At 37.4% G+C, this 20,406-nt stretch carries 20 protein-coding genes; 12 read left to right on the plus strand and 8 right to left on the minus strand.

The features are described from left to right. Nucleotides 1-36: 36 nt before the first annotated feature. Together IPM92_13685 and dnaN are read right to left on the minus strand one after the other, a co-directional pair. Complete coding sequence (locus IPM92_13685) at nucleotides 37-618, minus strand: nicotinate-nucleotide adenylyltransferase (GenBank protein MBK9109382.1); 582 nt, start codon at nucleotides 616-618, stop codon at nucleotides 37-39. Between the two features lie 5 nt (nucleotides 619-623). Next, nucleotides 624-1,739, minus strand: a complete 1,116-nt coding sequence (gene dnaN, locus IPM92_13690) for a DNA polymerase III subunit beta (protein ID MBK9109383.1) — start codon at nucleotides 1,737-1,739, stop codon at nucleotides 624-626. Nucleotides 1,740-1,936: 197 nt separating this feature from the next. On the opposite strand from dnaN, the gene IPM92_13695 reads away from it, so the two are divergent. The 9 genes from IPM92_13695 to lpxK all read left to right on the plus strand — a co-directional run bounded on the left by IPM92_13695 (nucleotide 1,937) and on the right by lpxK (nucleotide 11,129). After that, entirely contained in the window at nucleotides 1,937-3,133 is a 1,197-nt protein-coding gene (locus tag IPM92_13695) for an insulinase family protein (GenBank protein ID MBK9109384.1), read from the plus strand. 109 nt (nucleotides 3,134-3,242) lie between these two features. Next, entirely contained in the window at nucleotides 3,243-4,274 is a 1,032-nt protein-coding gene (locus IPM92_13700) for a rod shape-determining protein (GenBank protein ID MBK9109385.1), read from the plus strand. Between the two features lie 56 nt (nucleotides 4,275-4,330). Next, on the plus strand, nucleotides 4,331-5,167 hold the full coding sequence (gene mreC, locus IPM92_13705; GenBank protein MBK9109386.1) for a rod shape-determining protein MreC: 837 nt from the start codon (nucleotides 4,331-4,333) through the stop codon (nucleotides 5,165-5,167). Further along, nucleotides 5,160-5,681: a hypothetical protein gene (locus IPM92_13710; GenBank protein ID MBK9109387.1), complete on the plus strand. Its 522-nt coding sequence runs from the start codon at nucleotides 5,160-5,162 to the stop codon at nucleotides 5,679-5,681. The genes mreC and IPM92_13710 overlap by 8 nt, the downstream gene beginning before the upstream one ends. A 7-nt stretch (nucleotides 5,682-5,688) precedes the next feature. Next, on the plus strand, nucleotides 5,689-7,539 hold the full coding sequence (locus IPM92_13715) for a penicillin-binding protein 2 (GenBank protein ID MBK9109388.1): 1,851 nt from the start codon (nucleotides 5,689-5,691) through the stop codon (nucleotides 7,537-7,539). After that, the gene (locus IPM92_13720; protein MBK9109389.1) at nucleotides 7,539-8,027 is read left to right on the plus strand and encodes a dihydrofolate reductase; all 489 of its coding nucleotides are present in this window, start codon (nucleotides 7,539-7,541) and stop codon (nucleotides 8,025-8,027) included. The genes IPM92_13715 and IPM92_13720 overlap by 1 nt, the downstream gene beginning before the upstream one ends. 45 nt (nucleotides 8,028-8,072) lie before the next feature. Further along, nucleotides 8,073-9,377, plus strand: coding sequence for a DUF2851 family protein (locus IPM92_13725; protein MBK9109390.1), 1,305 nt, complete (start codon nucleotides 8,073-8,075; stop codon nucleotides 9,375-9,377). Between the two features lie 19 nt (nucleotides 9,378-9,396). Then, the gene (locus IPM92_13730; protein MBK9109391.1) at nucleotides 9,397-10,062 is read left to right on the plus strand and encodes a PorT family protein; all 666 of its coding nucleotides are present in this window, start codon (nucleotides 9,397-9,399) and stop codon (nucleotides 10,060-10,062) included. Between the two features lie 11 nt (nucleotides 10,063-10,073). After that, nucleotides 10,074-11,129, plus strand: a complete 1,056-nt coding sequence (lpxK, locus tag IPM92_13735) for a tetraacyldisaccharide 4'-kinase (protein ID MBK9109392.1) — start codon at nucleotides 10,074-10,076, stop codon at nucleotides 11,127-11,129. 87 nt (nucleotides 11,130-11,216) lie between these two features. On the opposite strand, the gene IPM92_13740 is transcribed toward lpxK, so the two are convergent. The 3 genes from IPM92_13740 to IPM92_13750 form a co-directional block, all read right to left on the minus strand. Then, a complete protein-coding gene (locus IPM92_13740) occupies nucleotides 11,217-12,533 on the minus strand; it encodes a RagB/SusD family nutrient uptake outer membrane protein (protein ID MBK9109393.1) in 1,317 nt (438 codons plus the stop codon). A gap of 175 nt (nucleotides 12,534-12,708) precedes the next feature. After that, nucleotides 12,709-15,186 carry a SusC/RagA family TonB-linked outer membrane protein gene (locus tag IPM92_13745; GenBank protein ID MBK9109394.1) on the minus strand — a complete coding sequence of 826 codons (2,478 nt, stop codon included), beginning with the start codon at nucleotides 15,184-15,186 and terminating at the stop codon, nucleotides 12,709-12,711. Beyond that, nucleotides 15,156-15,893 carry a TonB-dependent receptor plug domain-containing protein gene (locus IPM92_13750; protein ID MBK9109395.1) on the minus strand — a complete coding sequence of 246 codons (738 nt, stop codon included), beginning with the start codon at nucleotides 15,891-15,893 and terminating at the stop codon, nucleotides 15,156-15,158. Before IPM92_13750 ends, IPM92_13745 begins: the two co-directional genes overlap by 31 nt. Before the next feature lie 367 nt (nucleotides 15,894-16,260). Between IPM92_13750 and IPM92_13755 the strand changes: the two genes are divergently transcribed. Genes IPM92_13755 through IPM92_13765 form a run of 3 tightly spaced genes read left to right on the plus strand, consistent with a single transcriptional unit; the run spans nucleotide 16,261 to nucleotide 18,438 of the window. Next, nucleotides 16,261-16,896: a DUF4294 domain-containing protein gene (locus tag IPM92_13755; GenBank protein MBK9109396.1), complete on the plus strand. Its 636-nt coding sequence runs from the start codon at nucleotides 16,261-16,263 to the stop codon at nucleotides 16,894-16,896. Continuing rightward, entirely contained in the window at nucleotides 16,886-17,929 is a 1,044-nt protein-coding gene (locus IPM92_13760) for a diphosphomevalonate decarboxylase (GenBank protein ID MBK9109397.1), read from the plus strand. Before IPM92_13755 ends, IPM92_13760 begins: the two co-directional genes overlap by 11 nt. A 32-nt stretch (nucleotides 17,930-17,961) precedes the next feature. Next, entirely contained in the window at nucleotides 17,962-18,438 is a 477-nt protein-coding gene (locus IPM92_13765) for a rhodanese-like domain-containing protein (GenBank protein ID MBK9109398.1), read from the plus strand. A gap of 68 nt (nucleotides 18,439-18,506) precedes the next feature. On the opposite strand, the gene IPM92_13770 is transcribed toward IPM92_13765, so the two are convergent. The 3 genes from IPM92_13770 to IPM92_13780 form a co-directional block, all read right to left on the minus strand. Further along, a complete protein-coding gene (locus tag IPM92_13770) occupies nucleotides 18,507-19,010 on the minus strand; it encodes a hypothetical protein (protein MBK9109399.1) in 504 nt (167 codons plus the stop codon). Between the two features lie 79 nt (nucleotides 19,011-19,089). Beyond that, nucleotides 19,090-19,893, minus strand: coding sequence for a glutamate racemase (gene murI, locus IPM92_13775; GenBank protein MBK9109400.1), 804 nt, complete (start codon nucleotides 19,891-19,893; stop codon nucleotides 19,090-19,092). A 3-nt stretch (nucleotides 19,894-19,896) separates the two neighbouring features. Beyond that, complete coding sequence (locus tag IPM92_13780) at nucleotides 19,897-20,403, minus strand: OmpH family outer membrane protein (GenBank protein ID MBK9109401.1); 507 nt, start codon at nucleotides 20,401-20,403, stop codon at nucleotides 19,897-19,899. Nucleotides 20,404-20,406: the final 3 nt, after the last annotated feature.

Genomic DNA, 20,406 nt, shown 5'->3' on the forward strand with positions numbered 1-20,406 from the left:
GATTAAACTGAAAGTTATAAGATGAAATGAAAAATTTTACACGCTTTTATACATAGTACTTCCGTCAAGGTATTCAAAAACTTTGTCAGTAACCATATATCTGATAGAACTACCTTTCCGAATACATTCCCTAACGTAACTTGCACTGATTTCCAATAATGGTGCTTCGCAAAAACGAAAAGCGGGGTGTTCTGAAAATGAATCCGGTATTAGACTTCCAGATCTTTTATAAATATATATTTTGTAGTTGTTTAAGATTTGTTCGTAATTTTTCCATTTGTGAAGGCTTGTTAATATATCACTACCCATAATCAAAGCGAAATCGTGAAGTGGATACTTTTCTTTGAGATGTGTAAGTGTATCGATGGTATAACTCGGCTGTGGTAAATGAAATTCTATCGAACAGCTTTTAATTTTCGGATTGTCCTCTACAGATATATTCACCAAATGCAAGCGATCGTAATCCTTAGCCAGACTTGTTTTTTGCTTCAATGGATTATGCGGACTCACGACCAGCCATACCTGATCAATTTCTGGCAAATTTGCAATATGCTGTGCAATGATAAGGTGGCCTGTATGAACGGGATTAAAGGATCCAAAGAACAAGCCGATATGCATCTTTCTTAATAATTGCTCATGACCGGCATGATCAACATCAGTAAATGTTCGCCGGTGGCTTGTTCGGCCGGTAAAAAGATACCCGGTTTACTCGGACTTGAGAGTTCAAGATTTAATACTTCGCCGCCCATATTGGATAACATTTCGATGAGATATTTCCCACTGAAACCAATGGTCATCGGTTCGCCCTGATAAGTACAACTCATTTGTTCCGTGGCTTCATTCGAAAGATCAACATCCTGAGAAGAAATGGTTAAGCTTTTATCCTGAATGTTAAATACCACCTGATTGGTAGATTTGTTTGCATACACTATAAGCCTTTTTAAGGACGAAAGTAGTTCATATCGATTCACCTGTAAATGATAAGGATTATTAACAGGAATGACTGAATTGTAATCAGGATATTTCGCTTCTATCAATCGCATGGAAAGCTGTGTATCCTCAAAACTAAAAAATGCTTTCTCCCGGTTAAAATGTAAGTTAATTTTGCCTTCCTTAGGTAAAGTTGATTTTAAAGCCAACATTGATTTTTTAGTCAATACGATAGTAGCTGATGCCTCACTTTTAATGTCCTGAAAGCTGTATTTGACTAATTTGTGAGCATCTGTAGCGGCGAAGGTCAATTGATTAAAATCGATATTCAGGCAAATGCCCTTCATTGCCGGGCGCATTTCATCATTACTTGTCGCAAAAGCAGTTCGATCGATGGCCAATAATAGTTTTTCTGTTAATATTTCAAAATGCGGTTCATCTGTTGGGCCAGATATTTTTGGATAATCGTCAGCTTTTTCTCCTACTAACTTATATATTCCTGATAGAGAGGAAATTGTAACCCCACGAGTCTCATCATTGATTTCAAAATGTATGGGCTGTTCAGGCATGGCTTTTAAAGTTTCCAAAAGCGTTTTGCCGGGTATTGCAATGACTCCTTCTTTTTCGATTTCTGCTTGCAAACTTGTCGAAATGGTGAGTTCCAAGTTTGAAGCCGTAATGAATAATTTATTTTTATCTGATCGGATCAGAAAATCTTCAAGGATTGGAATGACTGGATTTGATGCCAGTGCTGAAGAAGCAATATTAAGTTTTTCCAAAAAACTACCGGAGGATACACTGAATTTCATAAAAGTTAGGCTTGTATTTTGATATGTAATGGAACGAGTGCCATGTATTTTCTATGTTTACACTTGATTGAAGCACAAAAATACATCATTCTGTCGGTTTAGCCCTTTATTGAGCAATGAAGCTTAAATCCCTTAACATAGAACCTGTAATACAGGACTGGAATCAATTGGAATTCCCCGAGTATAAATGCTCTAAAATGAGCAATGGCAGCTTGCTTTATGGATTGGAATCAACGAAACCGGGTTTGTGTTTTTTTGAATTGGTCTTTCGAAATGGCCGTTGGACCGAACATAAAAAGCTTTCTGCCCGACTTGCCGCCAATCTTATCATGGAAGGGTCCGAGCAGTATACTGCCGAACAGGTTGCCGACAAAATTGACTTTTATGGTGCCCACTTTTCGGTACATGCGGATCTTGATTTTACTACAGTTTCCTTGAGTTGCCTTCAAAAGCATTTTATGGAACTCCTGAACTTTATATCTGAACTCATTCTGAATCCTGCATACCGGGAGACTGATCTCCAAAAAGCAAAGGTTTTTTTGAAATCTCAATTACAACATCAGCTCTCTGAGCCTGATTACGTTTCTTATCGCGAATTTACCTCGCTTATTTATGGTGCCGATACCGTATATGGTTATAATACGACTTTAGAAAGGATCGAAGCTATACAATCAGAGGATCTTAAGCGCTATCAAAGTGAAAACTATTGTTCCGATTTTTTAACTGCCTTTTACTGCGGGTCCAATGATGCGGTTTATCAAAACTGCATCAAAGAAATTTTGGAAAAATTTCCAAAAACTTTAAAAGAAATTGAAACAACACATTTTTTACCGCAAGCGCAACAACAAAAGCTCCATATTCCCATCAGCCATAGTTCTCAAACCAGCCTAAAAATAGGCATCCGAACTTTTGCAAGGCAACATCCGGATTTCTTTGGTCTTTACCTACTAAATACTGTTCTTGGAGATTATTTTGGATCAAGATTAATGAAGAACATCAGAGAAGACAAAGGATTCACATACGATATCCATTCAAACCTCGATGCCCAAAAACATGATGGTTGCTTTTATATCAGTGCCGAACTCAATCCGGAGCAGTTGGAAGCCTCAATTGCTCTTATTAAAAGTGAGCTCAACGAACTCCGCCGGCATTTAATTCCCCAATCTGAGTTAGAAATGGTTCGAAACTACTTATGTGGAAATATGCTCAGGCTCATGGATGGGCCATTTCAAACCATTGTTTTTCTTAAAATTCTAATCAGCGAATATGGCACTGCCGATGCTTTTAACTTATTAAAATCTGAAATTCTTACGACAAATTCAGAAAAATTAAGGGAGTTGGCCGAAAAATATCTGGATCCTGATAAAATGATACTGGTAACTGCTGGTGCCTGATAGCTTTATTTTTTATACTTTTGCAGTCCCTACCCTCAATTCATATCCGGATTGTAAAATTGATAATTTAATTTATTCGTATTAATAATAGAATGAACGGAATATATACATGAAACTTTTTAATCTTTTTATTCAGGAATTAGCCATAGATCTGGGAACAGCCAATACTTTAATTATTCAGGATGGTAAAGTGGTCGTAGATGAGCCATCTATAGTCGCAGTTGATAAAAAAACTGGAGAAATCATCGCTGTTGGTAATAAAGCCATGCAAATGCATGAGAAGACCCATAAAAATATTGAAACTATAAGACCCCTGAAAGATGGTGTTATTGCTGATTTTCAGGCAGCAGAAGCCATGATTCAAGGTTTGATCAATATGATCGGCAACAAACGGAGGTTTTTCACACATTTGCGAATGGTAATTTGTATTCCCTCCGGGATCACAGAAGTTGAAAAACGAGCTGTATTTGATTCTGCAGACCATGTAGACTCCAAAGAAACCTATCTCATTCATGAACCGATGGCAGCTGCTCTTGGCATAGGCCTGGATGTAGAGGAGCCTATTGGGAATATGGTCATTGACATTGGAGGTGGAACAACCGAAATTGCCGTTATCGCTTTGTCAGGAATCGTCTGCGATCAATCTATTAGAGTGGCGGGTGATGAATTTACCAATGATATCATCGATTATATGCGCCGCGAGCATAATATGTTGATTGGTGAAAGAACTGCAGAACAAATCAAGATCAACATAGGCTCGGCATTGAAAAAATTGGACAATCCGCCTCAGCCTTATCCTATCAATGGACGTGACCTGATGACAGGCATTCCGAGACAAATTTTGGTTCGATATGAAGAAACCGCAGAGGCTTTGGATAAATCGATTATGAAAATTGAAGAGGCTGTTTTAAAGGCTCTTGAATTGACACCACCGGAGTTATCATCCGATATATACAGGACTGGTTTGTATTTGACCGGGGGCGGGGCTTTATTGAAAGGACTTGATAAAAGGCTTTCCCTAAAAACCAAATTGCCCGTGATCGTTGCCGAAGATCCTTTACGTGCGGTTGTTAGAGGAACAGGATTGGCTTTAAAAAATACCGATCGATATTCTTTTTTAATTGATCGGAAAAGTATCTAATTTTAATTGACCTCATCAAATTAAAATGGGGCAAATTAATTTAATACAATGAACTAATGTGGAAGTTTACCCGAGTCATTGTTCAGCATGGAAGTTTGGTCTTATTTGTACTCTTACAGAGTTTAAGCCTCCTTTGGGTCGTTAAGCACAATCAGGCCCAGCGCAAAATTTATTTACATTCCTATCAGTTGTTAGCTACTTCTATACAATCAAAGATCAATGCATCTTTGAATTATTTTTCATTAAAAAGCCGTTACGACAGTTTAGCTCAAGCACATGCTGTTTTATTAGAAAAAAATTTTAATGCCACATCCAACCCATCTTATGTTTACGATTCATTAAAGATAAAAGAATGGTCGGATGCTTCTTACAAAATCATTCCTGCTCGGGTCATCAATAATTCTTTGGATCGGCGAAACAATATGATTACCTTAGATAAAGGTGGAAAACACGGAATTACGCCAGGAATGGGCGTCATAACATCAAAAGGAATAGTTGGAATAGTAACGGATACGAGTAAACATTACAGTTTAGTGCTCTCAGTTCTACATGAAGGGACCAGCATCAGTGCGCGCTTAAGGCGCTGTGGCTTTTTCGGACCCCTGGTTTGGGAAGGCCGTGATCCTGCCTCCATGAGCTTGCAAGCTATTCAAAAATATGCCGATGTGCGTTTGGGTGATACGGTAGTAACGAGTGGATATTCTGTTGTCTTTCCAAAAAATCTATTGATAGGAACTGTTTCATTATATCGAATTGATCAAGGTTCTTTCACTTATGAAATAGATGTAAAACTCAGCCAATCGATGACAAATATTGATCAGGTTTACATTATAGCGAATGAAAACAAAATTGAAAAATTGGAACTTGAAAAAAAAATGAGTCGGTATGAGTAACACTTGGATAAACCATACCGTAAAAATAATCTTGTATGTGCTTTTGCAGGTATTGGTTCTAAAAGAGGTAAATCTTGGTGAAAACAATCAGAATCTGATTTTTATTATCGTTTATCCGGTTGTATTATTAACGCTCCCTCTTAAAATTCCACAGTTTTTTATCCTATTGATTGCATTTATAGTAGGCATAAGTGTTGATATGTTTTATCTCTCTCCTGGTGTACATTCAGGTGCTTGCTTGTGGATGATGGTATTTCGTCCTTTGGTTTTAAGATTGTTTGAGCCTAAAAATGGCTATCCATTGGATTCTGAACCAACGATCAATGAAATGGGTGTGCTTTGGTTTGCACAATATGCTGGCGTTTTATTGTTCGCCTTTTTTCTTTCGTTTTTTATCCTACAAGTTTTTACTTTTGTTTATGTCGGTGAAATTCTTTTGAAAACCCTCTTGAGTTATTTTGTTTCCGGTATTGTTATATTTTTATTACAGTTGTTTTTTAGTTTTAGATCTTAACATCCGTATGCTCCAAGAAAAAAAATATGTCCGGTATCAACTTATAAAGGGTATTCTGTTGTTATTCATTGCAATCCTCATCATTACTCTTGCAAAAATCCAGCTGTTTAATCCACATTATTCTTCCAAAGCCAGTTCGATTACGTTGAATCAAAATTTAATTTATCCTTCCCGGGGTTTGTTATATGACAGAAAAGGAAAAATTTTGGTTATCAACTATCCAACATATGATCTCTATGCAAACTATAAAAGTATTGCACCGGATATGGATACCGCTTTATTTTGCAGTTTGTTGAAAATTGATAAAGATCGTTTTATTTCAGGATTAAATAAAGATTGGAAATCCGGCAAATACAGTAAATCCGTACCTTTTATTTTTATTAAAAGTATTCCCCCGGAAATCTTTTTACCATTTAAAGAGAATTTATTCAGATTTCCCGGATTTACGAGTGAATTGCGATCCATACGCGGATATCCGGAACCACATGGTGCGAATTTTTTGGGTTATATCAGCGAAGTGACTCAGGATGATATTGAAGAATCGGATGGATTATATCGGCCTGGAGATTATATCGGTTGTGCCGGCCTGGAAAAATATTATGAAAACGACATCCGAGGAATTAATGGCGTTGAATTTATTTTAAAAGATAATCTTGGAAGAGAAGTTGGTAGTTATGAAAATGGTAAATTAAACAGAAAAGCAATTTCAGGGAAAGACATCCAGTTAAGTATTGATCTCGAGCTGCAACGATATGGTGATAGTTTGATGCAACACAAAGTCGGCGGAATTGTCGCTATTGAACCTTCAACAGGTGAAATATTATGCCAGATCACCGCCCCAACTTTCGATCCTAACCTGATGTCTGTTCACAATAACCGTGGATTGGCTTATTCGTATTTACTGCGGGATTCTTTAAAACCCTTATTTGATAGATCAGCAAATGCAAAATATCCACCGGGCTCCATTTTTAAACCAATACTCTCTTTGATTGCCATGCAGGAAGGTGTTTTAAATGAAAATACTTCGCATCCTTGTTCTGGTGCATATTATTATAGAAATGTAAGTTATGGTTGCCATATCCATCCGTCACCATATAATTTACAAATTGCCTTACAGCACTCTTGCAACGCTTACTTTATTCAGGCATTCAGGGATTTGATAGAAATCAAGGGATTCACTAAACCACAATATGGTCTTGATTTATTGGGCAAGTATCTAAGCGCTTTTGGACTAGGTCGCCCGCTTTACAGTGATGTTGCTACTGAAAGCAACGGTAGCATACCTACTTCAGAATATTATACACGCCTTTATAAAACGGATCAATGGAGATCTACCTATTTTGTATCCGTTGGTATTGGGCAGGGTGAGCTTGAGTTAACAACTTTACAAATGGCCAATCTCGCTGTCATTATTGCAAATAAGGGATTTTATTATACACCTCATTTGATCAAAAGTTTTGACAGTGGAAATTATTTAATACCTGAAAAATTCCGGCAGCAAAATAAAGTGCCTGTTGATGAAAAACATTTTAAGCCCATCATCAACGGAATGGAAATGGCTGTTCGATCTGGAACTGCTTTTAAAGCATATTTTCCGGATATCAATATATGTGGAAAAACGGGAACTTCCCAGAATCCTCATGGCGAAGACCATTCTGTCTTCTTTGCTTTTGCACCTAAAGAAAATCCAAAAATTGCGATCGCCGTATATGTGGAAAATGCCGGTTGGGGCGGGGAAGTGGCAGCTCCAATGGCCAGTCTGATGATCGAAAAATATTTGAATGGAGCCATTAAAAGAAGAGACTTACATGATCTAATGGTACGTAAAGATTTGATCACTAAAAAGAAAAAAACATGATCATTTCTGCTATCGTTGCCATGAGCTCCAAAAGAATTATTGGCATTAACAACCAAATTCCCTGGTACTTGCCGGCAGATCTCAAGTTTTTTAAAAAAATGACTAGCGGTCATCACCTTTTAATGGGTAGAAAATGTTTTGAAAGTATTGGAATGCCTCTGCCTAATAGAACTAATATTATTATCACAAGAGATCCCTATTACATTGTTTCTAATTGTATCATTGTCCATTCCATTGAAGAAGGAATTTTACTGGCCAAACAAAATGGAGAAAAAGAATTGTTCATTATTGGCGGAGGAGAGATCTACAATCAATCAAAGCACTATTGGAATAAATTGTATATCACTTTTGTCGATTACAATGGGGAAGGTGATACCTACTTTCCCGAAATTGAGCTCGAAAATTGGGAACTCCTTTCTCGTGAAGAGGGCACTATTGATTCAAAAAATTTAGTTAAACACCATTTCGACATTTATAGAAAAAAATAGTGCTTTCAGATCGTAAGGGTCATTTCCCTTCAAATCTGTAAGCCTATGAAAGAAGACCTTATCCAGTATTTTTGGAATTCCAAAACGCTTGCTCAGCAAGCACTTTTTACAACGACAGGTGAAAAACTTGTTATTCGTTCTCCGGGCCTGCTCAATGCCGATCAGGGACCTGATTTTCTCTTTGCACGTATTGAAATTGGTGGCGTTCTGTGGGTCGGGCATGTTGAAATTCATGTCCGCTCATCGGATTGGAATTTACATGGCCATGTAGAAGATCCACATTACAACAACACCATATTGCACGTGGTTTGGGAATCTAATACAGAAATCCAACTCCATGGAAGTCCACTGGCTTGTCTCGAAATCAAAGACTATTTACCTAGGGAGCTCTTCATGAAATACGAACAATTAATGTTATCTGAACTTCCAATCCCCTGCCACCATCAACTAACAAATGTTAGTGACTCTTTAAAAGCCATTTTTATAGAACGGTTAATGATAGAACGCTTTGAAGTGAAAACCAAAAAAATTTTACAGGATTGGCAAAACCTGGGCTCTGATTGGGAAGCCTTACTTTTTCATAAAATAGCGACTTACTTAGTAGCCCCTGTGAATATGAACGCTATGGAAGCTTTATTATGTAGAGTCCCTTTTACATTACTCAATAAGTATAAACACGACCTATTCATGTTGGAAGCTCTGTTATTGGGAACCGCTGGATTATTACAAGCTCCCGGAGAAGATCAATATGCCAAAGCTTTAAAAAAAGATTTTCAATTTCTTCAAAAAAAGCACTTGATTCATAGTTTGGATCCGGTCGAATGGAAATTTCTTCGGATGCGGCCTGCGCATTTTCCCTCGCTGCGTTTGGCACAGTTGGCTTCTATGCTTCATTCAAAAGAACTTTGGCTATCCTTTGTACTTGAAACTGATCAAATTAAGGATTTAATTCCGTTTTTTAAAATTGAGCCTTCATCATATTGGAAAATGCATTACCATTTTGGGAAAACCAGCGCGAAAACTTCTTCCAGAATTATCGGGGATTTCGCGCTAAATGTGGTTTTTATAAATGCGGTCTGTCCTGTGCTTTTTGCATACGGCTCCATACAATCAGAAGAGAAACATTGTCAAAAAGCATTGCGATTTTTAGAGACCTTAAAAGTTGAATCAAATCGCATAACACATATGTGGAAAAATTATAACTTTGTACTCAGACATGCTGGCCACAGTCAGGCGGGTATACAACTTTATCAGTCTTATTGTGTTCATAAAAAATGTACCAGCTGCATGATCGGCAATGTCATTTTGAAATGTGGTGTACATTCAGATTCAAATCAGGCAAATTTTTAAAACTTTAAATTTTTATTCTATGAGATGCTCAATGTATCTGATTTTATTCTGTTTCGGTATTACTAAGTTGAATGCGCAATCTTCAAATTGGTTTGCTGGAATCCATGTTTCGAATCAAATAAGCTGGATTTTTAACAGCTTTGATTCAGATGAAGGCGGTGAACTTGATTATGTTCTCACTTTACATCCCTCTTTTGGATTGGATTTGGGCTATCGATTAGATCCTCATTTTGCAATACAAACGGGTTTTATTTATTCAGCTCAGGGTCAAAAATACGAGACCGCCGGAAACGAAGATGCAGATTATAAAACAGATTTGACCTACCTTAAAATACCCTTATTATTGGACTATCGCTCAAAACCCTTAGGCAAAATGGGTCTGGTTCTTCAAGGAGGATTTCAGTTAGCTTTGTTGTCAACTGCAGAAAGTTCAAGAGAAAATGTATTTGGTTATTACAGCTCCTTGTATAAAGACGTAAAAGATTTTTATGAATCTACAGCTGTTGATTTTGTCCTCGGATTGGGTGCAGAATATAAATCCGGTTCTCATGTTTTCCGTTTGGTATTACGCGCTGATTATTCTTTAACGGATATTGAGCGCACTGAGAAAAAACCGGGTTTGCGTGGAGTTTCCAGTAATGCGACGGTGGCACTTCCTATGCTTTCTTATTTACATTCGTTTTAATTCATTTCAATTTGTCTAAACTTCTTGCATTTTTATTTCTTCCTTTTTCATTTTTATATGGACTTGGTGTAAGTATTTACCAGGTCTTATATTTTTCCGGCATTCTTAAAGCAGTGCGCTTTAGTTTTCCTGTAATCTGTATTGGAAATCTTACCGTAGGCGGAACCGGAAAATCTCCACATGTAGAGTATTTCATCAGATTATTAAAAGATTTTCTTGAACTTGGAGTTCTTAGTCGTGGATACAAAAGAAAAACCAGTGGATTTCTGTGGGTGGACAAATCTCATGATGCATTACAGGTGGGCGACGAGCCTCAGCAAATCAAAAATAAATTTAGGGATGTGCCTGTAGCTGTCTCTGAAAGCCGTGCGCTTGGCATTCCTCGAATGATCCGGGAGATGCCCGATCTTCAATTGATTTTATTAGATGATGCATTTCAACATCTGGAAGTAAAATCATCTCTCAATATTTTACTTACCGAATATGCAAGGCCCTATTCGAGAGATTTCCTGCTTCCAAGTGGCCGTCTTAGAGAATGGCGATATGGATCCAGCAGAGCACATGTTGTAATTGTCACCAAATGCCCTGAAAATCTAACAGAAGACGATTTTATTAGTTTTAGGAAAGAATTGAGATTGCACCCGCAACAAGCCTTGTTTTTTTCAAAAATTGAATATGGGGTGCCCTATGATATTTTTAATCCGGAAAAAATATTCAAATTGAATCCCGGTTTAGATATTACCTTGATTAGTGCCATAGCCCAATCCTCTTATCTTGAAGATTATCTAAACGATCGGGTGGCAAACGTAAACAGCATCAATTTTGAGGACCACCATTATTTTACAGAAATGGAATTGCGTGGTCTGGTTGAAAAATATCAGAAGGTGTCCCATTCCAACAAAATGATCTTAACTACTGAAAAAGATGCTACCCGCTTAAAATTGTTTCAAACTTTTTTTCAAAAAAATCAATTTGATGTATACGCCATACCCATTGAAGTAAAGTTTTACAATCAGGAAAGTTTTGACCTTTATATCCGCAATTTTTTATTAGAATATAAAGTTTAAGTCTTTGGCTTTTCTCTTGTGTTGAAAATAAAAACGCAGACATGATTCGAATTTCCTAAACATTCCAACGAAATTATTATCCTAAACTTAATTCGGTACACATAATTTATTCGTGCTCAATTCACCGCTAGGGATTGGCCAAATATAATTCCTGGCATTGACAAGAACTTCAGGAGCTTTGCCAATACTGCCAGTTTTTGCCGGAAGCGGTAATAGGTTTCGTTGCAAATCCTGTAAACGCAATCCTTCTCCTACAAATTCGATTCGACGTTCCGTTAAAATGGTCTGTACAATTTTTTCATTGGTATCTGTTTCGCTATCGGGAAATTGATAATTTGCATGTGCGCGATTGCGAACCGCCAACAATAAATTTTTTGCAGTGCTTAAATCTCCAAGATGTGCTGCAGCTTCCGCGTAATTCAACAATACTTCTGCATACCGCAATACAGGTACATAATCTCTGAAGGGGGCAGTTGTAATTTTGAACTTGGTTAAAATTTTATGCTTAGCAATATTGATGGCCGTCAATCCGGAACGAGCGTCTTCATTTGTGCTAAATGCCGTATGATACCCGATGCCTTCCTTTGCAAGGAAAATAATGGGCTGCGTGACATAATTGAAAGCCAACGCAAATTGTGCCGGAGGAGTTTCTGTAGTGGTATTCGCAAAAATGATTGAAAAAATGGACTCTGAACCTGTATAAGCTCCACTATACAAATTTGAAAGTGAACTTTCTAAGTGATGACTTAAATTCCCGGCCTGATAAACAAATGGTGGAGTAACTGGAACTATTTTTTGGGCTTCAGAAATAACTTTATTGTATTCCGCCATATTTAAATAAACCCTTGTTTTTAAAGCTATCGCTGTACTCTTGTGCGCTCTTGAGATGTTTAACAAACTGTTCGGATATGCAGTAGGTAAATCCGTCTCTGCTTCATCCAAATCCTTGATAATTTGCTTATAAACTTCCTCTACCGGGCTTCGAACTAAATCATTGTGTCCCGATGATGTTATGGGGCTCAGTCTTAATGGTACTCCTGGTGCTGATTTGTCTAGATTAAAAGGCTTTGCATAAGTTTGGACCAAACTCACATAACACAAAGCCCTTACAAATTTCGCTTCAGCGATATATAATTTTGCCAGGCTATCAGAAACCACCGTTGAATTGCTGAGTTGGTTCATTAAAATATTAGCGGCATTGATGGCTGTGTATGCTGCTGCCCAAACATTGTTGATGTATTCGCTGGTAGAAGCTACATTCTGATTCCATATAGCAGATCCTGTTGCTGCATTTCCATCGTTTTGCCCAAACTCATCAGCGCGTTGTTCATTAAAAACAATGTAGCGCCCACCGTAAAAATTCGGATTTTGCATCTGGCCGTATAAATTATTTACCTGCGCCAAAATTTTGCAGGCGTGCTATACGCTTCCGCTTCTGGAATATTCGTTTTAGGCTCTGTTGATAAAAAATCTTTTTCGCAAGATGTCAAAACCAACAAACTTATAAATGACACCGTTTTATAAAAATAATTCATACTTTTTAATTTAATGTTCACCATATTAACAATCGTTAGTTTTATTAAAATCCAACATTTATACCAACAGAAAAAACCTGTGCATTCGGAGAAACGTTTTGATCCTTTCCGGAATGGATAGAATTGCCATTAATAGATATCTCCGGATCAGAACCTCTATACCCTGTAATCGTATATAAATTCACTGCTTGTACAAAAGCCCTTGCAGAACTGATTTTTCCGCTAAGTCCAATTTTCTTCAATGGAATTTGATACCCTAAGGTGATATTTTTAAGTTTCAGGTAATCTCCTTTTTCTACTTTTGAAGTTGCAGAAAAAGAAAATCCAGCAGATACATTGTCCCCATAATAGAGTTTTTGTATTTCGGTCTTTTGTCCGGGAGTCGTCCATCGTTCCTTTATAAACTCACCGTTGTTAAAATACCGCTGATCTGAATTTGTAGCCCTGGTCCCATTGTACAACAGATGTCCTAGCGCATATGTTAAATTGACCGTAAGTTCAAAATTCTTGTATTGAAAACTATTATTGATACCACCAAAATATTTCGGTAGCGAAGGGCCCTGTATAATGCCATCAAGATAATTGTCTATGGCTGGAGCTGAGCTGCCATCCAAATAGGTCCACTTGGGAGAGCCAATATGATTATACTGAACCGTTTTACCCTCGCGATTTTGAAACATCATCAATCCATTATCTGGATTCACTCCGAGCCAGGGAACTGCAAAAATAGATCCAACAGAATACCCAACGCGTGTCATGTTCTGTACTCCAAAAATACTTGGAACATAGATATCACTAATCAACGATGTCACTTTGTTTTCAAGGCTTGAAAAATTGAGTTGTATACTCCAATTGAATTCTTTTTTTGATATGAGATTTCCCTGCACGGCCAATTCGAATCCTGTGTTATACATACTGCCAACGTTGTCGTTGATAAAATTACCCGGAATGCCGGCAGACAATGCCTGCGGTGCTTTTAAGATAAGATCTTTGATATCATTTTTGTAGTATCCAAACTCTAATATGAATCTATTCTCAAAAAAGGACGCATTAAAACCTAAATCCAATTTCGTACTGGTTTCCCATTTGAGATCTGGATTTGCAGTTTGACTATAAATTAAGGTGGGCTGCCCGCCATAGGTATTGGAGCCATACAAGCCGATAGCCGGATAATTTCCGATTTCACTATTACCAACAATCCCATAACTTGCTCTGAGTTTCAATTGATCAACTATATTTCGAATAGAAGAATTCTCAAAAAAACCTTCTTTAAAAACATTCCATCCAATGGAGCCTCCCATAAAATTTCCGTATTTATTGCCTTCTGCTAATGCAGACAATCCATCTCGTCTGAAATTAAACGCGAGGAAATATTTTTTATCAAAATCGTAAGTCAGGTTAGAAAAATAAGAAAGCAATTTATTTTCTGAATACACATTTCCAATGGGTGAGATGTTTACAAAGCCCCCCTGATAATTTTCATAAAAAGGATCCGTTATGTTACTTCGTTGCGCACCCCATGAATTTATATTTGTTTTAAGCTGTTCGTAACCTCCCAAAAGATTGAACTGATGCAAATCATTGATTAAAAATCCGTAACTCAATGTATTGACCCAATCTGTTCTGTAATATCTTGCAAATACATTGGTAGCCACTCCGTTGGAAGTTGCTCCACCACCATGAACAGGATTCAGGAATGCTTTATTCTCCGTCTGAAGATTGTTGATTCCATAACTGGTTTTAAATTTCAAATGATCTGTAATTTTCCATTCGCAGTAAAAATTTCCGATCAGCGTATTGTTTTCGGAAGTATTCACATCAAGTTTTTGGACCATCGCTAGATTATACGCGTTGATCGTTCCAATAGTGCTTGGATTATTTGCTCCATATCCCACACTGATGCTGTTCTGAATGCTGTATGATCCATCTGCATTGTAAACCGGAACATTGGGTGGCAGTACATAAGTCATTCTGCCCAGCGGTTCGTTGGTTATATATTCTGAATTGTATGAGGAAGTGCCCAGCGAATTACTGGCAATAGCGCCCGTATTTGGTCCCTGATTGAATCCATTTGCATAGGTTGCAAAAGCACCAACACTTAAATGTTGATTTAATTTATTTTCTATGTTTATACGTGCAGAATAGCGCTCGTACAAATTATATCTGATAAAACTGTTTTGATTCGTGTAACCAAATGAAAAATAATAACTAGTTGCATTGTTGGCGCCAGAAACACTTAGGTTATGACTATGTGAATATCCGGGTCTGTAAGCAACATCATACCAATTTGTATTAACTGTACTTCCATCCGGATTTTTAGCAAGCGCATAACCGGGTTGTAAACCTGAATTGCGCATGGCTTCATTTTTGATCATTACATAATCCTCTGCATTTAAGAGTTTCGGTAAATTATATGGAGTGCTTCTACTGACCCAGTTATCATAATTTACTTTAACGCGGCCTTTTTTTCCTCTTTTCGTTGTAATGACCATCACTCCATTGGCTGCACGCGAACCATATATTGCAGCAGCAGATGCATCTTTAAAACATCAATCGACTGAATATCGCTTGGATTTAGATCTGACAACGGATTATTGCCAATGAGCCCACCGATAGAGCCAACAAACATAGCTACTCCGTCTACAACGACCAGGGGATATAAACCTGAAGTAATGGTATTGATACCCCTGATGCGCATGACAGGAGTATTGTTGAGTACTCCGGTTTGTTGAACCACATCAATGCCCGGAGCCTGGCCCCCCAATAACTGATCAAAACTCACTGCCGGACGATTTTGTAATTGCTTGAATTCAATATTTGCGACCGCACCGGAGAACTCACTTTTTTTCTGGACCGTATAACCACTTACAACAAGTACTTCTTCTAACTCTGTTTTTTTGCCCTCAAGTGAAATGACGATGAATTCGCTGGATTTAATTTCCACTTCTTTCAATTCATATCCAGTGTACCTGATTTGAAGCACGACTGGAAATGATTCTTTTAACAATAAGGAAAATTCACCAAGTGTATTTGTACTTGCGGCTTCGTTGCTGTTTTTAACATTGATCAGTACCCCTTCGAGTCCTGTATTGTTATTGGCATCAATGACTCTTCCTGTTAATGAAACCTCCTGGGTTTGCGCAGAAAAGCTTATTGAGCAAAAGAGCATAAGGTAAATCAGTTTCAAGGACAGCCATGAAACCACCCAATTGGTTTTAGAGAACTTCATATGAATCAAATATTTGTTAAAAATTCTGTTGCTAAAGCAAATGTATGTGCAACTTGCTCTTGTATTTGTCATTATATGCCAGCTGTTTTTAATATGATGACAAAACAGGGCATATTTTATGTGAAAGCCCCTAAATAATTGATGAAATAATTGTTGCTTATTTTTTACATTAATCTAGAACTTAATATGTTAATTCCATTTAAAGACTTGATATTGCAATTTCAGAGTTCGCCTTTAATACTGAATCCTTTTTGTTGTGGCATTCATGAAAGAATTTGATCCTAAGTCTAATTTTTCCAAATGTCTTATCCTTCACCAACTGCTTTATTACCTTTACTTCTTCATGAACCATAAAACTCCTAGGCAATTGTTTCGTTTAGTAAATATGTGCTTCCGGTTTACATTTGTTGGTTTCATGGCCATTTATACCTGTTTTGGGCAGAGTGACAGTCTAAAGCACTATAAAACCATCATAAATGGTATGGAAACAGAAGTTGTGATTGCGGGCGACGACACCACACTCACCACTCAATTAGATTTGACCGGCATTTTACCTCTAATGCAATTTGATTCATTAGCTGATCAGGAACGTTACCTAAAATATCGAAGATATGCATTTGTGGTGTATCCTTTTGCAGCACACTCCGTCAGGCTTTATCAACAAGTGCAAGAGGCTACAAAAGACATGACTGAAAAAGAAAGACGTAAATTTGTCGACCAAATAGATCAAGCCCTTGAAGCACAATTTGAAAACACACTTAAAAATTTAACGCGAACACAAGGCCTTATCCTTACCAAAATGATTGAACGCGAACTTGACAAGCCGTTTCATTCTGTGATTAAAGAATTGCGTGGTGGATTTGCTGCATTCTACTGGAATCAATTGGGAAAGTTCAATGGATATAAACTTAAAGAAAAATACACTCCGGGTCAAGATCCAGTAATGGATGCAGTACTCGAAGAATTTGATATGAATAAAGATCTTACAATCAATGTCGAATAGTACTCACTGGATCAGTCCTTCCAATATTGCCATCATTAAATATTGGGGAAAATTGCCCGATCAAATACCAATGAATACTTCGTTCAGTTTCACGCTATCTGAAAGTAAAACCAATACATCCGTATTTTGGAGCGAAAAATCAAAAGAATCTGATCAAAGATTCAGTTTATTATTTGAAGGCAGATCTCAGCCGGATTTCGAACCTAAAATTAAAATGTTTCTTCAAACCCTGGATAAACATCTGCCATGGTTAAAAAAATGGTTTCTTGAAATACATTCTTCAAACACATTCCCGCACTCTTCCGGAATTGCTTCTTCTGCATCAGCGATGAGTGCTTTAGCACTTTGTATTGGGACTTTTGAGAAAAATCTCATTTCTGAAATAGAAGTATCACAACAGCTTTTTTTACAACGATGTAGTTGGTTTGCAAGAATGGGTTCAGGTTCTGCTTGTCGTTCCGTATTTCCTTTTGCAAGTTTATGGGGTCAACATATCGGACTGGCCGAAAGCTCAAATGAGTTTGGAGTACCTATGGAACAATTACTTCACGGTGATTTTAAAACTCTTTGTGATTATATTTTTATTGTCAATGCCGGAGAAAAATCCGTTTCTTCAACAGCCGGTCATGCTTTAATGGACCACCATTTTTTCAGAGATGGGCGCATCGCTCAAGCTGAACATCATTTAAAACAATTAATGCCTGCTTTACAATCTGGCGATTGGCCGACATTTATTGCTATTTGTGAATCTGAAGCGTTGAGCCTGCACGGCTTAATGATGAGTTCACAACCCGCCTATGTTTTGTTACAAGCCGACTCCCTGCGCATCCTTCATGAAATTCAAAGTTTGAGAAAAAGCACAATGTTACCTGTTTGCTTTACAATTGATGCGGGTCCCAATATTCACATGCTTTTTCCTGAATCTTGCAAACCACAGGTCGAAAGTTGGTTGGCTGAAAAATTTTCTGATTACCTTACACAAGGAAGACTCTTAAGAGATAAAGCTGGCGCGGGACCAATTTGTTTGATATGAGATCTGTTTACTTATTATTTCTCTCTATATGGATGAATTTTGGTTGGACACAATCATCTCCTCGGATCCTGAATCAGGATTTTGAAAAAAAACTTCAAACGCTATTGTCGCACGACGTTCCCGAAATAAGTTGTGAAGAATTACACCATACCTATGATGAATTTATTTTATTAGATACGCGCGAATGGAAAGAATACTCCGTTTCACATTTAAAAAATGCCAAATGGGTAGGATATCAATCATTCGATATGGGTATTTTAAAAAGTTTACCAAAATCTGCAAAAATTGTTTGTTATTGTTCTGTTGGGTATCGCAGCGAACGCATTGCAAAAAGATTAATCGCATCAGGCTATACGAATGTTTATAATTTATATGGAAGCATTTTCGAGTGGATCAATCGCGGATATCTTGTGTATGATACATCAGCTCATGAAGTCCGGCAAGTACATGGGTATAATAAAAAATGGAGCCGATGGGTTTCTAATAAGCAGTTTTACGCTGTATACTGAGTTTAAAGTTATAATACTTTTAATTATTGAAAGATTAGTTAAATGCAAATTCAATTTTCTAATCTCAATTAATCCTTATCCTCATTCTCCGGTGGCATTGGTGTATTCATCGGTATTTCGATATTGTTCTTATCCGTTCTCAGATCCGGGCGTCTGATTTGTCCGCCGCTATTCCCGGCTTTCACTGCTAAAAAACTTAGCACACAAGCTATGAGGCATAATGGAACGTAAAGTTTTGTAGCGAATCCCTTATTTTTTCGCTCTAACCATGCCGTTAGTAGCGCCAAAGCACCTAGTATCAATGTCCCTATAAAAAAGGGTTTCGTTGCTTCTTCGTGCGCTTCAATTATTTGGTGACTGATCCCGGGAATTTTTTCAACTGCATCCTCTGCTATTTCTCCGGTGCGATTCGCAGGAACTACAAGTAGGGCCGCCAATATAAAAAACGCAAGTCCAACATATTTTATCGTAGGATTCTTTAAAATAATTCCAGATAGCAATACTAACAGGCCAAAAATAACCGCCAATATCGGCAAATGATTTAATAATAAATGCAAATGAACTGGATTCATAAGTTTTAATTTAAGACTCTGAAAAGAGAACATCTATTTTATCGAATAAATTCCTAGATGTCTATTTAATTTATAAAAACTAACTCCAGATATTTCTAAGTTCCAATGTAATGTTTTCGGGATAAAATAATTTAGTAGCATTGGCAAAATTTTCTGAATAATCCGAAACGTAAAAATGATCTAATTTTTCTTTTTTAAGATTTAGTAAATTTCGTTCTTCAAGTTTTTTCTTTAATTGCTCTGCCGTGACCACCGTTGAATCCATCACAGGAATTTGCTGATTATAAAATGTTTCTATCTCTTTTTTGATCAGAGGATAATGGGTACATGCTAAAAGCAATGCTTCAATATCGACAAGTTGAGGATCGGACAAATAATTTTCTATTACGGAATGACTAATGGTGTTGTTTACAAAACCTTCTTCGATCATAGGAGCCAAAAGCGGCGTTGCCAGAGCACTTACTGCAATGTCAGGATTGGATTGATGAAAAACTTTTTGATATACGCCAGACTGTACGGTTGCATGTGTTGCAATGAGGCCAATGCGCTTTATATTCAATTTATTTGCCGCGGCAATGAGGGGATCCACCACATTTACAAAGATTGCTTTTTTTTCAAAAAACTCAAGTAAGATTTCATACGCAGCAGTTGAAGCAGAATTGCAAGCCACAACAATTGCCTTGCATTTGTTTTCCAGTAAAAAATTGCAAATGCGCAATGAATAATACCTGATGGCATCGTGTGACTTTTCACCATAAGGTAAATGTGCCGTATCGCCAAAATAAATAATACTTTCTTCCGGCAACAAGCGATGTATGGCTGATGCAATGGTCAGGCCTCCGATTCCGGAATCAAAGATGCCTATCGGTTGCCTGGCATCCACCGATTAAATTCCTAGTTTGGTTCTGACCTGGGTCGTTACATCCAGACTTTCCTGTGCATAAAGTAAGATCCCGGCACTGGAATCAAAAATATAGGTAAATTGACCTTCTGTGGCTACCTGCTTAATTGCGTTATTCAATTTATCAATAACCGGTTGTAATAGTTCTTGTCTTCTGGAAAGCATTTGCTTTTGAACATCTTGTTCGTATTTGGCCAATTCTCCTTCCTGTTCTTTTAGTTTTTTGGCTTCTTCGTCGAGGGCTTTTGGACTAATTTCTCCGGATTGCTCTCTGCGTTGCAAATCCTTATATTTAGTTTCCAAATCCTGAACCATCAATTGGCCTTTCTTTTCAAGTTGGGTTTGCAATGCTTGTAAAGTTGCATCTGCTTGTTTGACTTCCGGCAACTCCGCCATCAATACCTGTGAATTCAAATATCCAAATTTTTGGGCCTCTGCACCGGATATCAATCCAACTAAAAAAATTAAAATGAGGAATAAGGTTTTATTCATTGT

Source organism: Saprospiraceae bacterium, from assembly GCA_016719615.1.
In the GTDB taxonomy this organism is placed as follows: Bacteria; Bacteroidota; Bacteroidia; order Chitinophagales; family Saprospiraceae; genus Vicinibacter.